We start from the raw sequence: 15,567 nt of genomic DNA, 5'->3' as shown, positions 1-15,567 counted from the left end.
TCGCATAAGTGGTTATTCTGCTTTCCAAAAGTCCCTCAATTTTGATTCCCGTCCATCGAGGCGCGCGTATTTTACCGTAAAAATGCCTTTCACGCTGTTTTTTTCTGCGCGATTTCACAATACGCATATGCGAACAGGCACAGCGATGATTTTTTGTTGATAATAAGGCTTGACCTTTGATTAAACTCTAAGGTTTATACTAATACCAATCGGCAAAAGAAAGTGATCTACTCAGAGCTATTTTTGGCAAACGAGTTCGAGACGAATAACTTAAGTAGTAGTGGCTCTGTTGGGAAGTTATTCAACGAAGAAGTAGGCAGCCCAAAGGGCGAGTTTTAGCACTTCTGATACTGTGTAAACGAACTTGAACGTAGAGTAACTATGTCCTTCATTCGTTGCAAGCCACATGGTCTTGACTGTTCCAGACAGTCATAAGACATTTCCTCCATCCCTGGAGGTCAGATGTGGTGAATGTCATTAATGCACGACTATAGGGATATAGGAGGTAGAGTAACGCAGGAGCAGTTATCGAGGAGCATTTAATGACCTTGTCGCAAAAGCGCTAAACTCTCGCTGAGCGATCACATCTTTATGCTGATTGGTATAATCACTATCTTGGCGATAAAGCCAAGTGTAATAGGGGATTTGAGGGGTATGTTTCGAATTGGTGAATTAGCAAAAGCCTGTGAAGTGAAAACCGATACCTTACGATTCTATGAAAAACATGGGTTATTGGCGCCGTCATCAAGAACTGAATCTGGATACCGCATGTATACCGACAGTGATGCCGACCGTTTGCGGTTTATTCTGCGGGCTAAAGCTGTTGGTTTTACTCTGTCGGAAATATCAGAGCTGCTGTCCATTGAGCTAGATAAAGCCAATTGGGCATGTGCAGATGTTAAAGGCATGGTGGACGATAAGCTGGCACATGTTGAGCAGAAAATTGCTGAGCTTGAGCGTTTTAGGCGCTCACTAAGCAGTTTGTCTCAGGCTTGTTGTGGTGGCCCTGAAAGTGCTGAGCATTGCTCCATATTAGAAGCGTTAGAAACCAATAGCCAACAAGTTCGCTGTGAAAATCACGCTCACCAACATAGTGACGAGCAGTATAAAAGCAGTTGTAAGACGAAGGTGTTGTAATGTTATTAAGTAATTTTGTTCATCTATTTTTAGAATCAGCACCTTGGTTGCTGCTAGGGCTAGTGCTCGCTGGCTTATTGAAAATGTTTGTCCCTATGGCGTGGATGCAGAAGCAATTAGGTGGTCACGGGGTGACAACTACCGTTAAAGCAGCCGTTCTGGGAGCGCCTTTACCGTTATGTAGTTGTGGTGTGATTCCAGCGGCAGTGGGCTTACGTCGCTCAGGAGCATCAAAAGCAGCCACGACTTCTTTTTTGGTATCGACACCAGAAACTGGTATCGATTCGGTGAGTGTCTCTTATGTGTTGCTCGGCCCCTTCATGGCCATAGTGCGTCCAATCGCAGCCATTACCAGTGCGATTGTGGCTGGCTTATTAGTTGGCAGAGATGATGCGCCTGTCACTGCGAAACACAATACTGATGACGGAGCGGCAACAATATCATCATCATCATGTTGCAGTAAAACCAAACCGGTGGAGAAACCAAAGCAAAGCGCTTGCTGTGCATCGAAACAAACAAGCAGTTTTAAGCCAGCACCCGCTACGCCAATGATGGCGATGCCTGCTCAAGCAGGTAATGCGACAGCGTTAAAATTGGGCACCACAACCAAACACAGCGAGACAGCGGCTTCTTGTTGCAGTAAAGCGCCAAGTAAAGATGCAGACAGTTGCTGTGAGTCAACCAAAGATATTGCCAGTGAGCTAAAAGGCACGTCGGTGGTTGCTCGAATTGGTAAAGGTTTGCATTATGCAGCAACGGATTTAGTACGTGATACCACCATTTGGTTGTTGATTGGTTTGTTCTTCGCTGCACTTGTTCAAACCTATGTGCCAGGTGATTTTATGGCGAAGTGGGGCGATGGCATTCTTGCGATGTTGGTGATGGTATTGATCTCTGTACCTATGTACATTTGTGCAACCGCATCAACCCCAATTGCAGCAGGGCTGCTATTGGCTGGTGTTTCACCTGGGGCGGTACTGGTGTTTATGCTGGCGGGTCCTGCAACGAATATTGCAACCTTAGGGGTGGTGACCAAAGAATTAGGCAAACGCGCGCTTTATGGTTATTTAGGTGGCGTGCTCGGTGTAGCGCTAGTGTCAGGTATTATAGTGAATTATTTAGTCGATACCTTTGGCTTTGTGGTGATGCCACAAGTGGGAGAAGAGTATAATCTATTGCCGGATTTAGTGGTGTATGGTTCGGGTATTGTATTAGCAATATTAATGTTAAAAGTCTTGCTTGAAAAGCTGCCTAAAGGTTGGTGGCGTCGCGATTGCTGTTCGTAAATAATTTTTAGGAATCGATCTAAAAGAGCACCCAAGTTGGTGCTTTTTTTATTTGATATATTTTCATTACATCTTTAACTAAACGAGCCTAATCAAGTTAATTTCGGCTTGACAAGGTTCGAGGTTAGCTTAAATTAAGCCGGGCTTAATTAGGTGTTCATGTTTATTATTATATTTCAATTTGTTATGGAGTTCATTTCAGGTTTGATCAGCTTGACTTCAGTGTACGTTAATTGATACAGGTGTTCTCAATATGCTTGTGCGGTTACTAAATGGTTTTATGTGTGTTGTGGTTTACTGTTTTTGTTTATGCATTTGTTCTAGTTATGTTTTTTGTCTGATTTCTTTTTCATTATTCTTATGACTTAGTTCACTATATCGCCAAAGGGGTCAATTTAATTTCCTTCTTTTTTATAAGGTAATTATTGGGGGAGTTAGATCGTACATATAAAAATGATGAATTTAGGAGTGGCGATGAAAGGCTTAAATAAGCGTTATTTAGCTTTGATAGTTGCAGGGGCTATAGGCCTTACAGGTTGTGGTAGTGATGGTAAAGATGGTGCGGACGGTGAGGATGGTGCGCCAGGTACACCAACTCCGCCACCTACAGTTGATACCTCTACTGTAACATCTATTGAGATGATTAATCATGTGATCGCTGATGGCCAACTTTCATTCGAATTTCAGGCACTGAATGAAGATGGATTGGTGATCGATGCACTGCAAAAAGCGGAAGCTAAATTTGCTGTGAATACCGACAAAGGCATTGCACTTAGTCGTTCGGGCGAAGGAACTAATGGTGGTTATGGAACTTACGATGCAACGAGTGACAGCAACCCAGAAGGTGCATCTTTAGAGCTTAATGAAGCGGGTAACTATAGCTTTGTGATGCCGATGGAAAACGTATCTGCTGGTGACGAAGGTATTGTTTGGTTACGTGTGGGTGGTGCATCAGACAGCGGTATCGCGCGCAGTTTACCTTTGGTGGTAAACAAGGCTGACAATATTCACTCTACCACTACGGCGACCTGTCAATCATGTCACGTAGATTATGCGGCGGGTACTCGTCGTCATGCTAGCTATACAGCGATCAACACTGATGGTGAAACTGATCTGGTTGCAGGCTGCCTAGTTTGTCACAACAACACCTCAAGAAACGATGAGAATGGTGGCTACGCCAGAAATACTCTGCAGAAAATTGGCCACATCAATCACCAGAAGTTTGACCGTGATTTCCAGCCAACTAACTGTTACACCTGTCACGCAGAGCCAGTAAGAAACACCAGTATCACGGGTAATGGTTGTGTTGATTGTCACGCTCCAGGTTCTGCTGAAGTGTTGAACATCAACAGCTACAACGAGTTTGATATTCGTGAGATGCACGCAAATGTGAGCAAAATCACCGAACGTCAACAGACTCGCGCAACTCACCATACTGAAACCTCAGCGCTATATTGGGATGCCAATGTATCATGGGATGGTGGTGCAACAGGTGCCGTGTGTACCAACATCAAGTTGTTCGCAACGGTTGATGAAACTGAAACACAGCTCAATATTGCCGACCTGTATGCCGATAAGACCTTGACCTATGCGGGTGCCTATATCCATGGTTATGATAGCAACCATAGCACCATCACTGGCCGTGCAATTGGTCGTGGTTCAGATCAATATGTTGAGCGAGAAGATGGTAGCCGCTCAGTCTGTTTCCCTGGTCTTCTAGAATTTGAAGGCTCTGATGGTACTGACTTTAAGTCGGGTAACTTTATGGCTAGTAGCCGTGTGACCTTTGGTCTAGGTGAAGTTGATGGCGATGCCGCAGGTTACACGGGCGTGTCGTTAACGACCTATTCAGAAGTTACATCAACAAACTTCTATGATATTGACATCAATACAACAGCACCAAGCTTTACTGTAGTTAGTGATTATGACCGTCGTCTTGCGGTAACTAACGATAGTTGTACGACATGTCACAATAGTGAGAATAACTATCATAAAAATGGCAGTTATCAACAGGGTGGCCTAGATTGCGTAGCGTGTCATAACAACGGTCAAAACCGTAGTGCGAAAAACTCTGCACCAGGCTTTGGTCCTATGGTACATAGTATGCACTGGGGCGTTGGCAGCACCGCAAATGATCCAGATGGCAACCCTAATTCTGCCACTAAGTTGAACGCAGATAACTGTGTTGCTTGTCACGCTGATGGTATCGATCTATATGAAGTGCCAAACCAGTATCTACTCGCCCGCGCCTTCAATGGCGGTGCACGTAACACCATGGCGAGCCCAATCACGGCGAACTGTTTTGCGTGTCACAATGACGAGCAAGCGTTGAACCACATGAAGCAAAATGGTGGTGAGATTGATGCAGTCGCTGGAGAGCTTTGGTATACCCAACCTACCGCAGAGTCTTGTGCAACTTGTCACGCTGAAGGTAAGACCTTCGGTATTGAGAAGTTCCACGTATTCGAGCGTTAATTGGACGTCAAAAACTGAAACTTGATTGAGTCGCGCTCCTAGGTGTGGCTACCCTGCAGGCTGTCATTACAGTGGCGTGGCTCAATGAAGATAACATCAGTAGTAAAAGGCCCTGCGGGGCCTTTTTTTGTCGTGTAGTTAGACAATAAAAGGGAGCTAGGCTCCCTTTTATTTAGTATGTGTCACTAAGACTAGGCGCTAGGCACGTAGGCCTGAGGAAAGTGACGCTCAGTGGTTTCGCCTTCGTTGACAATCACTGCTTGCTCATCGATGTGAATGAAGAAAGGATTAACTTCATCATCGGGGCTATTGGGGGCCTCAGGATCATCGTTTTGAGCCACACAGGTGTAGCCAAGGGCATAACTGTCGGCGACGACAAAACCAAATTCATAGCCGTGACCGATAACCGCTTCATTTTCATCGACTATCTCATTAACGCGCGCAGAGGTGATAGGGGCGACTTGCGTTAGTAGATCAGCGTCGGCGCGAAAATCTGCCATATTTTCCAAGGCAGTATCTACTGGGTAAAGGTAGACAGCAGTACTAAACTCTGACCCTCCTGCTGCAGCTTCACAGGCTGCTATGGTGTCTGGACTTATTTGGCCATTAATCGCTCCCACTTCTGATACATTGACTAACTGCACGGATGTGGGTTTTAAGGTCCAATAATCTTTGTTGCCGTGCGGTGCTTGCAAGCCCTTGGCTAAATTGAACTCAGCAACAAAACTATTATTACCCGCAGCAATGGTAAAAGATTTATTGAAGAAAAGGCGTCCGGTATTTTCATCATCGGCGCCAACACCGCCACAGCTTCCGTTACTGTTGGTGGTTAAGCCGGCAATGGTTTCATCCATGGTTTGTACGTAGGAACTATCTGTATTAGCAACTTCGCTATTTTCCATGTAGATGCACATCTGGTATTCACCCGTTGGCAGCGTTTGACCGCTGACTAAGGTTTCTACCTCTTGGCCTTGAAACTCAAGTAAATTTACATGTTTCGACTCACCGTTTTCAGAAACATCGAAAGATGTTGAGCCGTCACTGCTCTTTAAAACCACTTGTTTAAAAGCAATGTTTACCACACTGGCATCCGCAGGATTGTCAGATACTGCCAAATTAAAAGTTCCCATTTCTGGTTCTGGAGAGGAGTTATCATCATCACTGCTGCCGCAGCCTGCTAGAAGGGCACTAATTGACAGTGCTAAGAGAGTTTTTGAATATGTCATCTTTACTACCATTTATTAAGCGTATGGAATCAATGGCGGCGCGGTGAACCTTGCCGTTCCAGGTTACGATATTTGTTGACTTTATCGATATTTTTGCTGGTTAAAGCATAGACTAATTCCGCAATAAATCTAGCTCAAACCCTCGATATGACTGAGTTTTAGGTTGATTTGATAATAACTCGTTTAATTAAGGTTGGGCTGATGTTTGAAAGTATGGTGAGTTCGTCAAGACAGTGACAGGTGTCAGAAAATTGAGCTAGGTTTTTAGCGATTTACCAATAGCGGAGGCATTTAAAAAGGGCCAATAAGGCCCTTTTTAAATCATAAAGCTGATTGCTATGCAGCAGGTAACTCCGCATTGTGATAAACGTTCTGAACATCATCACAATCTTCTAGTGCGGCAAGAAACTTCTCTAGCTGCTCGATCACTTCTGGATCGGTCACGTCAGTCATGGTTTGTGGAATAAAAGAGATCTCTTCTACTTCGAACTCTAATTCTGCGTTTTCATCAGTCAGTGCGGTTTTGACTTTGAAGAACTCAGTGTGCGGTGCAAATACACTCACTATGCCGTCTTCAACTTCAATGTCGGTGACATCAACATCTGCCATCATTAGGGTTTCGAGTACTGCTTCTTCGTCATCGCCTTTAAATGCAAATACGGCTTGATGATCAAACATATGACCTACGGTACCCGGACCGCCAAGTTTAGCGTCATTCTTAACGAATGCTTGGCGCACTTCAGTGAAAGTACGCTTGCCGTTATCCGTTAGGCAATCAACAATGACCATGCAACCACCTGGGCCAAAACCTTCATAGCGCGCAGTTTCATAATCTTCACCGCCACCGCCCTTGGCTTTTTCAATCGCACGTTCGATAACGTGTGCAGGGACTTGGTCTTTTTTGGCTTTGCTGATCATTTGGCGCAGTGCAAGGTTTCCATCTGGATCGAAACCGCCATTTTTGGCACAAACGTATAGCTCTTTTCCATAACGCGAATAGAGGCGAGTTTTTTGGCCTGCGGTTTTCGCCATAGATTCTTTGCGGTTTTGGTATGCTCTTCCCATCTTTGCTAAATCTCGTTGGCTTAAAAAATTGCTAGCAATGTTAGCAGCTTTAATCGCGTTTTTGCAGGGCTGGTGTTGGTTTATCGTAAAATCATGCTGAGATGGCTTATTTTTAAGTTTTTATTCAAAGGTGATTGCCTCTGTTAAGTCATCACAACTATAGTGGCAACAGACAAAATAACTGTACTAGGTACAAAGATGATTTGGCATCAACATAGTTTTCACGCCCTCAATCTCGATCAATTATATGAGCTGATAAAATTGCGGGTAGATGTGTTTGTTGTAGAGCAAACTTGTCCTTATCCTGAGCTCGATGACAAAGACCGTATTCCGTCTACTCAGCATTTGTTTGCCTATAGTGAACAGGGGCAAATGGTCGCTTATGCGCGTGTGTTAGCTCCTGAAGTTAGCTATAAAGAAGCCAGTATTGGCCGAGTCATTGTGGCGCAATCGGTGCGAGGTCAGGGGGTTGCTCATGAACTGATGCAAAGGGCGATTGCCATAGCTAGCGAGCATTGGCCACAACATGATATTAAAATTGGCGCACAGCAACATCTACAAGCCTTTTATCGTCAGCAAGGCTTTGAGGCATGTTCAGCTGGGTATTTGGAAGACGGTATCCCACATATCGATATGCTATTAAAGCGCCAAGCAAAATAAAGGAGCACACGCGTGTGCTCCTTAGTTTGAGCTAAATGCTGTTAGCTCCAAATGAATCTTGCTACCAGTGATAGCAAGGTTCTGCTGATGATTTATCCACATAACAGTCGAATATTTCGATGTAGATATTAACACAATATGATAAAGCACTAGCCTACGGTAACTGCTCGTATCTGCGCGTATCTATCTTGCGGTTATGGAACAAAAAAGTCAGCTCCAAAAGTCATTAGACTCTCGTTATTATTTTGCGTATGTAAGCTAATGCAGCTTATATGTCATTGCTAAAAATATAGCATCAGCCAAATTATGTAGGCGTAATTGGCAGTGGTATTTTATCGATAACAAGCTGAATAAAAGATTAATGGACTATTAATTGCTGGTTTTTTAGATTTTAACTTCGTCTTTTATGAGCTTGCTCACTATTGGTGTCGTGTTTATCAACAAAGGTGTTTCCCATGTTAAGTTACATTGAACCGGTATTTCGTCCCCCATCTGAGTGGAAGTCACTGATATTGCAAGTGACCAATGGTTGTAGCTGGAATAAATGCCGGTTTTGCGACATGTATACGCAGCCACAGAAACGCTTTAGAGCGCAAAAAATTGAAATCGTAAGCGCTGAAATTGATAAAACATTGATGTTAGGCGTGCCTATCACTCGGGTGTTTCTAGCCGATGGTGACGCGATGAGTTTGCCATTTAAGCGCCTAGAGGAGTTATGTTTACTGATCAAGCAAAAGCTGCCAAGAGTCACTCGAATTAGCAGTTATTGCTTGCCACGAAATTTGAACAATAAGACCCCCCAGCAGCTTGAAAGGCTGCGCGAGTTGGGATTAAGCCTGCTATATGTTGGTTGTGAAAGTGGCGATGATGAAGTACTGGCACGGATCGATAAAGGTGAAACTTATGCCTCTTCATTAGTGGCATTGCAGAAGATAAAAGCTGCGGGAATAAAGGCCTCGGTAATGATCCTTAATGGCTTAGGCGGCACGCAACTTTCTGAGCAGCATGCCATTAATTCGGCCAAGTTGATGAATCAAGCCCAGCCTGAATATCTTTCAACATTAGTGGTGTCATTTCCTTTAGGCCAGCAGCGTATGGATGATGGCTTTGATGGCCAATTTCAACTGCCAGATCAGCAGGGCTTGTTTAATGAAATGCGTTTATTGATGGATAATCTCGATCTACAGCGCACCGTATTTCGCTCAGATCATGCTTCAAATTATCTCGTGCTAAAAGGTACTCTTGGCAAAGACAAAAGCAGATTACTCGCCGAAATTGACCAAGCAATTGAACAACCCAGCAGCATTTCGCTGCGGCAAGAGTGGCAACGCGGCTTATAATTTGGGTAAAGTGCCTTGGGCTTTTAGATTGGACACCATGTCTAGGATACTGTTTTTGAACCACTGAATTAACGGATCCTTGTGCACTCTTGCATGCCAATATAAGGTGCTATTGAGTTGCGGTAGCTGGGGTAAAGCGATGCCATTGAGCTTGTGTTTCCAATCGGGATAATTGAGTGCTCTTTGGGGGATAAACCCCACGTGTTGGCCTGCTAACAGGCCATGCATCATGACGGTCATCGATGCACTAGAAAAGGTGACTTTTCGTGTTAAACCATGGCGCAGAGCCAACGAATTAATCTCATCTTCAACTAGATTTGAAGCGGAATACTCTGCAGTATTATGACTAAAAATCTGTTGTAGGCTGGGGCTAGCTATTTGGGCTAGTGGGTGATGCTTTGCATAGGCAGCGCAATAGATATCGGTATTTATTTGCCGGCCATAAATATTAGCTGGCGGATTTTCTTTGCCTCCCGCTGCAATATCAAGTTCGCCAGACTCTAGCATGGTAAATAGATCTTTGGGTTTATGAATAAACTCCAATTCAATATGTGGCGCGTCAGACAATAGTTTTTCTATCATCATTGGTACCATTTTCTGGGTTAGATCGTCCATAAAGGCAATGCGTATAACACCATGAATTTCTGCAGGTTCGAATGGTTGTTGTAATATCAATCTACTGCTCATTTGCAGCCATTCTCTTAGCTTGGGGAGTAAGGCTACGGCTTTTTCGGTTGCTTTAATGCCTTGACCTGATTTCACAAATAGTGGCTCATTGAACAAAACTCGCAGTTTTTTTAGATTCTGACTCATTGCAGGCTGAGAAATAGACAGGCGTTCTGCACTTTTTGAGACGCTTTGTTCTTCAATTAATACCGCTAAACTCAGCAGCAGGTTCAAGTCACATTGTTGGATTATCTTAAGATCTGAGTGGTTCATTTTACCTGACCTTGAATGCTGAGGTTTTCAATCAACACTTGTTTTAATACTTGTCTAAACCAATAATGAAGCTGGCTATGTCGGCTATGCTGATTCCAGCACAGTTTAAGATCCAAATTGATAGCATCCCCTAGCCAGCATGTGTGGGCCGCGTGTTTTTCGCTTAACACTTGGGTGATGTAGTGGGGGAGCAGTGTGGCAGTATTGTGGCAACTTAATGCTTGTACCATGGTTGCGAGTGAGCCAGAAGTAAGCACATAACTAGCATCTTCGGCACTGATCCCTTTTAAAGCATTAATTAAATGGTTTTGGTTTTGTTCTTGATATTGGTAGCGCAGTAATTTTAAATGCGCTGTTTGCCTGTTTTGCTGCTTTTGCATCGGTTGAGATAAACTTAATAGTTGCCAGGGGCTAGTACCAATTACTTCACTGGATAATGGCTTTGGTACAATATCGTAGAAACCCACAATGAGATCCACTTGGCCTCGCCTTAGCAGTTGAAAGCCATCTCGACGTTGGGTGATATATTCAAGCTCAATGCTGGGAGCTAATCGTTGCATCTTTACCAGCAACGGTTCGATACAAAGCTGCATACTGGCATCGTTCATAATAAAACGAATACGTCCTTTGGCGGTTGCAGGGTGGAAATCGTCACCTTCAATTATCTCCAAGACATTATTAAGTAGAGGTGCTAGTTCGCCTGATATTTCCAGTGCTTTGTTGGTTAAGGTCATCCCTTGGTGACTTTTAACCAGCAAGGGATCGTCAAACATGACTCTTAACCGTTTAAGTACTTGGCTCATGGCTGATTGGGATAACCCTAACTCTGCAGCCGCCTTTGATACGTGCGCCAGCTTTAACAGCACTGAAAGTGCAATGAGTAAATTAAGATCACAATTTTTGAGCTGATCAAAATGGTGTTTTAATGGCATGCGGCTGGCTCTATAAAATAAAGGTAACCGATTGACTATAATTGAAACTTTTACACTAGCAAAGTGACTTGCTCAAGGAAGGTAAAAAAGGCCAGTCCTTGGCCTTAGGGACCACAAACAACTGCTAAGGTACTGTTTAAATTATAACAAACAGATACAGCTCAGCATTAACACGGTCAACTGGGGTTTGCACTGATTAAGAAACACGAACTTTAGTTTCACTGGTTAAGGTGAGTATGACACGACGTTCAAGGGCGCGTTCCTTAAGGGAATTAGCGTGAGCTTCCTGCTCTCCTGATGCGTGCTTTTCAATTTTGTTAACTTGTACACCTTTGGCCGTTAGGTAGCTTTCAACTTGCTGAACACGCTGTTCAGACAGCATCAGGTTATAGGTAGCATCCCCTTGATTATCTGCTTGGCCTTCTAGCATGATAACGTCAGTATCCTGTTGTTTAGAAAGACGTACTACTTCATCGAGCTTAGCTTGTGCAGCTTGTGTTAGCTCTGCTGAATCAAATCCAAATAATAGTGCGATGCTGTGTTTTTCAACTTTGGTTTCAAATTTAGGCTCTGGACGAGGCATAGGTTTAGTTTCTTTTATTACTGCTGGTAAAACGACCGCAGTTTGTGTTGGTTTGACGCCAAAACGATAGGTCATTTGAATGCCGATTGTTTGGGCATCCATATTGGCTGTATTCCATGCGGTTTCGTCGATACCGCTATAGCGACGGTATTTGGCAGCAATAGATAGTGCATCGGTAAATTGGTAACCAAGGCCCGCACCAAAGTAAGGCGCTGTGTCCGTCGCACTGACATAATGACTACGATCCATTTGATGTCCTAGGTGGTACTGCATCGCACCGGCTTCACCAGTAAGGAACCACTTACCACTTAAAGGTAATGTACCGACTAAGCCTAATGTGAAGCCTTTTGCTTCAATGTTTTGGCCTAGGTCTGTGCGCATATGACTGTCGTCTAAAGTTCCCAGGTCTTGCCAGCCCGCTTCAATCGCAAAGTATTTGTTTAACTGGTAACCAACAAGTGCATTCCAAGCAAGGTCACTGTCATCACTGAGGTAGCCATTGCCTGTGCTGCTGACATTTTCGTAGTTACTCTGGCCAATTCCTGCGCCCAAGTACCATGTATTGTCAATATCTGCAGCTAGTGCAGATGTATTTGAAAAAATTGCAATTAATGCTGTAGATAGTATGTTTTTTTTCATCTTTGTGCTCCCGAATGGAAAATTAAAATTATTATGTATTTCGATTTAGTGGGGCCATTGTGGGGATTTTTAGGCTTGGAAGCGATAGAGTGATACTTATAGGTATTATTTGTTTCACTTATGAATAGCGGGTGGGTGACAGCGGCAGTAAGGTACTTAAAAGACCTTACTGACATTGACATATACAGTTAATATGTCTTTACGCGTGACAATGAAGGAACTCTTTTAACCGTAGTGGTTAAAAGAGTTCCTTATGCAGTGTGGAGATGAGCAAGTGATAGCATTTAATGGTTGAGATGAATCTCTTTCACTGGGCAAGCGATGTTTATCCCTTGCTGCTTTAGTGAGCTGTAAATAGCCATGTTGGTTTGGTATTTGTCTTGGTAATAACGTTGAGTGGCCACCCAATAACGTACTCCAACTTCAAAGCCGACGCTGGCAAAGTCATTGATACCGACATGGCAGGCTTTTTCTTGATAGACCTGAGGGCTGGCTTTTAACACCGCTTCAATACTGGATATTGCCTGCTGTGGGTCGCAATCGTAGCTTAGGGTAAACTGGGTTTCTACCAGTTTATTTTCAAACGAGTTATACAGCACTTCGCCAACAATATGCTTGTTGGGAACACTGATGTGTTCGCCTTCTTCATTGGTGAGTACCGTTTTGCCAAGAAAGATATCTTGCACAACGCCAGTCACTTCTTTCACTGTGATGGTATTACCCACGACAAAGGGGCGAGTGACGATGATAGTGATGCCCGCGGCGTAGTTAGACAGCATGCCTTGAATCGCTAAGCCTGCACCCAAAGAGGCGGCACCGATAGCTGCCACCATAGGCGTGACACTAATGCCCAATTGGCCTAGGGCGACAATCGCCACCATGATGATGACTAGTATACGGACGAAATTACTGACAAAGTTACTTAAGGTAATGTCTATTTGGTGTTTTTCAAATTGACGTGATACAAGCTTTGATACTTTGCTTGCTAGCCAAAGGCCAAGCAAAAAGATGATGATGGCACCGACTAACTTAAAGCTGTATTGCACTAATAAATCGGCAACGAACTGATAGGTTCCTTTGAGGTGTTGTAGTTCTTGTTCTAATCCGAGTTCATCCATTTTTACGACCTGAATCAAGCAAACTGTTAACAGTAAGCTTACTCAAAATTAAAGCGCTTGATAATAATTTTTAGCTAAGTCGATGATTATGTAACGGCTAGGATAATTGCCGTGAACTAGATCATGATTAAACTATGTTTCCCGTGAGCTTAATGTGCTTATCCGTTAATCTTAATCACTATTTACTGAAATTTGGGAGTTTGGATGAGAGCGCTTATTGTCGTTGTGTGTAGCTTATGGTTTAGCATGGCTAATGCTGCTATTTTAGAACAAGGTGCAACCATTGATTCAATGGAGTTCCAAGATCAGTTTGACCAGCAAATTGGTGTTGATAGCCAAACTCAACAGCTACTATTTAGCCGAAATATGAAAGGTGGTGAGATCATCCAAGCAGCCTTAGAGGCAAATGGTGACAACACCCCAGCCACTACCGTTTATGTCGCCGATATCAGTGGTATGCCATCACTTATCGCTAAGTTTGTTGCAGTACCTAGAATGAAAGATCTGCCATTTAAGATGGCGCTGGATCGCGAAGGCGAAGTGACTAAATCTTTGCCGGGCGAGAAAGATAAAGCCAGCTTGATCACGCTCGACAACTTAAAAATTGTCGATATTCAAATCTTTGAAGATGCAGATGAATTGGCTAAGGCGTTGAACTAACTTTGGGTTAGTTAAGATGTAAAAGGCACCTTTAGCGGTGCCTTTTTTGTATTGTTCGTTTTGGAGCCAATGTTGCTTATTGGCAACAATGAAGATTAATTTGGCCGCTGTGGCGCTTTTTTGAGCATCAAAAAAATCTCTTCTTTTAATAGCAGTTTACGCTTTTTCAGCTCATGGACTTCATTAGTAAATTCGCTGGATGGATGAAGTTCTAGTTCTTTTATCTCATCATCCAATTCATTGTGCTTGTTGAATGTTTTTAGAAAGTGCGCGTCTTCAGTTTTAAGGCGGCGGATCAGGTCTCGGTACTCTGGAAACATAATGTTAGTCCCTCTCTATTTATTGTTTACAGTGTGATTTCTCATTGCTTCTAGCTTCAAACTAGCGCGCTTTGGCGTTAAAAATCGTGATGTAGGTCACTTGATGGTTAATTAATCAAAAAAAATCATCCCAGTAAAAATAACTTATTGTTTATTAGTGAATTATTTGTTTTATGCGTTAGGTAAATCATCATTTTATTGAGCTGGATCACATTGAGTGTAAATTCCCCATGAGGTGCAACGAGTTTGCTATAGTTGATTGTTCAATATCCCATCATTAGTAGAAACGGTTTGGTAACTCTATTACAACCAAATATCTCACTACTGGCAGTAAAAGTGTGATCAGGTTAACCTTATCTGCCTCGATAGTAGGTTACAGTCGAAATTAGAAGAATTTTAAATTCAAAATTGAAAGGGGTTTTCAAAATGTCAGACGTATTTCATCTAGGCTTAACCAAGCAAATGCTCGATGGCGCCACGATTGCAATTGTTCCAGGTGATCCAGAGCGAGTTAAACGGATTGCCGAGTTGATGGACAATGCTAAGTTTTTAGCTAGCCACCGCGAATACACCAGCTATTTGGCTTATATTGACGGAAAACCTGTCGTGGTATGCTCCACTGGTATTGGTGGGCCATCAACCTCAATAGCGGTTGAAGAGTTGGCTCAATTAGGCGTTAACACTTTCTTGCGAGTAGGCACAACTGGGGCGATTCAACCTCAAGTTAATGTCGGTGATGTGATTGTTACGCAAGCTTCCGTTCGTTTAGATGGGGCAAGTTTGCATTTTGCACCAATGGAATTCCCCGCCGTTGCCGACTTTGATTGTACCACTGCGATGGTGGCTGCGACTCGCGAAGCGGGTCTTGAGCCGCACATTGGTATTACCGCATCGTCAGATACTTTCTACCCTGGCCAAGAGCGTTATGACACAGTCTCGGGCCGCGTCACAAGCCGATTTAAAGGTTCAATGAGTGAATGGCAGGCGATGGGAGTGCTCAATTATGAAATGGAGTCAGCGACGCTGTTTACCATGTGTGCATCCCAAGGGTGGCGAGCGGCTTGTGTTGCCGGTGTTATTGTTAATCGTACCCAGCAAGAGATCCCTGATGAAGTGACCATGAAGCAGACTGAAACCAGTGCTGTATCGATTGTTGTGGCCGCGGCTAAGAAATTATTGAGCTAAAT

General features: G+C 43.5%; 14 protein-coding genes. 7 read left to right on the top strand and 7 right to left on the bottom strand.

Annotated features, from left to right (window positions below; all coding sequences use genetic code 11):
* Positions 1-654 precede the first annotated feature (654 nt).
* From zntR to ACHUFW_RS13985, 3 genes are all read left to right on the top strand, one after another.
* On the top strand, positions 655-1,137 hold the full coding sequence (gene zntR / locus ACHUFW_RS13995; protein WP_394203962.1) for a Zn(2+)-responsive transcriptional regulator: 483 nt from the start codon (positions 655-657) through the stop codon (positions 1,135-1,137).
* The gene (locus tag ACHUFW_RS13990) at positions 1,137-2,423 is read left to right on the top strand and encodes an SO_0444 family Cu/Zn efflux transporter (protein ID WP_394203961.1); all 1,287 of its coding nucleotides are present in this window, start codon (positions 1,137-1,139) and stop codon (positions 2,421-2,423) included. Before zntR ends, ACHUFW_RS13990 begins: the two co-directional genes overlap by 1 nt.
* A 474-nt stretch (positions 2,424-2,897) precedes the next feature.
* Positions 2,898-4,898, top strand: a complete 2,001-nt coding sequence (locus tag ACHUFW_RS13985; protein ID WP_394203960.1) for a multiheme c-type cytochrome — start codon at positions 2,898-2,900, stop codon at positions 4,896-4,898.
* A 191-nt stretch (positions 4,899-5,089) separates the two neighbouring features.
* Here the strand turns inward: ACHUFW_RS13985 and ACHUFW_RS13980 are convergent, their stop codons facing one another.
* Positions 5,090-6,124, bottom strand: a complete 1,035-nt coding sequence (locus ACHUFW_RS13980) for a DUF4382 domain-containing protein (RefSeq protein ID WP_394203959.1) — start codon at positions 6,122-6,124, stop codon at positions 5,090-5,092.
* A gap of 336 nt (positions 6,125-6,460) precedes the next feature.
* Positions 6,461-7,189: a YebC/PmpR family DNA-binding transcriptional regulator gene (locus ACHUFW_RS13975; protein WP_394203958.1), complete on the bottom strand. Its 729-nt coding sequence runs from the start codon at positions 7,187-7,189 to the stop codon at positions 6,461-6,463.
* Between the two features lie 198 nt (positions 7,190-7,387).
* On the opposite strand from ACHUFW_RS13975, the gene ACHUFW_RS13970 reads away from it, so the two are divergent.
* Together ACHUFW_RS13970 and ACHUFW_RS13965 are read left to right on the top strand one after the other, a co-directional pair.
* A complete protein-coding gene (locus tag ACHUFW_RS13970; protein ID WP_394203957.1) occupies positions 7,388-7,849 on the top strand; it encodes a GNAT family N-acetyltransferase in 462 nt (153 codons plus the stop codon).
* 455 nt (positions 7,850-8,304) lie between these two features.
* Positions 8,305-9,189: a radical SAM protein gene (locus ACHUFW_RS13965; protein WP_394203956.1), complete on the top strand. Its 885-nt coding sequence runs from the start codon at positions 8,305-8,307 to the stop codon at positions 9,187-9,189.
* Here the strand turns inward: ACHUFW_RS13965 and ACHUFW_RS13960 are convergent.
* The 4 genes from ACHUFW_RS13960 to ACHUFW_RS13945 all read right to left on the bottom strand — a co-directional run bounded on the left by ACHUFW_RS13960 (position 9,184) and on the right by ACHUFW_RS13945 (position 13,400).
* A complete protein-coding gene (locus ACHUFW_RS13960) occupies positions 9,184-10,128 on the bottom strand; it encodes a LysR family transcriptional regulator (RefSeq protein ID WP_394203955.1) in 945 nt (314 codons plus the stop codon). The two genes, ACHUFW_RS13965 and ACHUFW_RS13960, sit on opposite strands and share 6 nt — an antisense overlap.
* Positions 10,125-11,060, bottom strand: coding sequence for a LysR family transcriptional regulator (locus ACHUFW_RS13955; protein WP_394203954.1), 936 nt, complete (start codon positions 11,058-11,060; stop codon positions 10,125-10,127). Before ACHUFW_RS13955 ends, ACHUFW_RS13960 begins: the two co-directional genes overlap by 4 nt.
* A gap of 196 nt (positions 11,061-11,256) precedes the next feature.
* Positions 11,257-12,282: an outer membrane beta-barrel protein gene (locus ACHUFW_RS13950; protein ID WP_394203953.1), complete on the bottom strand. Its 1,026-nt coding sequence runs from the start codon at positions 12,280-12,282 to the stop codon at positions 11,257-11,259.
* A 284-nt stretch (positions 12,283-12,566) separates the two neighbouring features.
* Positions 12,567-13,400, bottom strand: a complete 834-nt coding sequence (locus ACHUFW_RS13945; protein WP_394203952.1) for a mechanosensitive ion channel family protein — start codon at positions 13,398-13,400, stop codon at positions 12,567-12,569.
* A 204-nt stretch (positions 13,401-13,604) separates the two neighbouring features.
* Here ACHUFW_RS13945 and ACHUFW_RS13940 point away from each other — a divergent pair, with 204 nt between their 5' ends.
* A complete protein-coding gene (locus ACHUFW_RS13940) occupies positions 13,605-14,060 on the top strand; it encodes a hypothetical protein (protein ID WP_394203951.1) in 456 nt (151 codons plus the stop codon).
* 95 nt (positions 14,061-14,155) lie between these two features.
* On the opposite strand, the gene ACHUFW_RS13935 is transcribed toward ACHUFW_RS13940, so the two are convergent.
* Positions 14,156-14,380: a YdcH family protein gene (locus tag ACHUFW_RS13935; protein ID WP_394203950.1), complete on the bottom strand. Its 225-nt coding sequence runs from the start codon at positions 14,378-14,380 to the stop codon at positions 14,156-14,158.
* A gap of 426 nt (positions 14,381-14,806) precedes the next feature.
* On the opposite strand from ACHUFW_RS13935, the gene udp reads away from it, so the two are divergent.
* The gene (gene udp, locus ACHUFW_RS13930; protein WP_394203949.1) at positions 14,807-15,565 is read left to right on the top strand and encodes a uridine phosphorylase; all 759 of its coding nucleotides are present in this window, start codon (positions 14,807-14,809) and stop codon (positions 15,563-15,565) included.
* The last annotated feature ends 2 nt before the right edge of the window (positions 15,566-15,567 follow it).

This window comes from Shewanella waksmanii, from assembly GCF_043643685.1.
GTDB lineage: Bacteria > Pseudomonadota > Gammaproteobacteria > Enterobacterales > Shewanellaceae > Shewanella > Shewanella waksmanii_A.
Note: the sequence above shows the minus strand (reverse complement) of the source record. Positions and strands in the feature narration are given on the sequence as shown.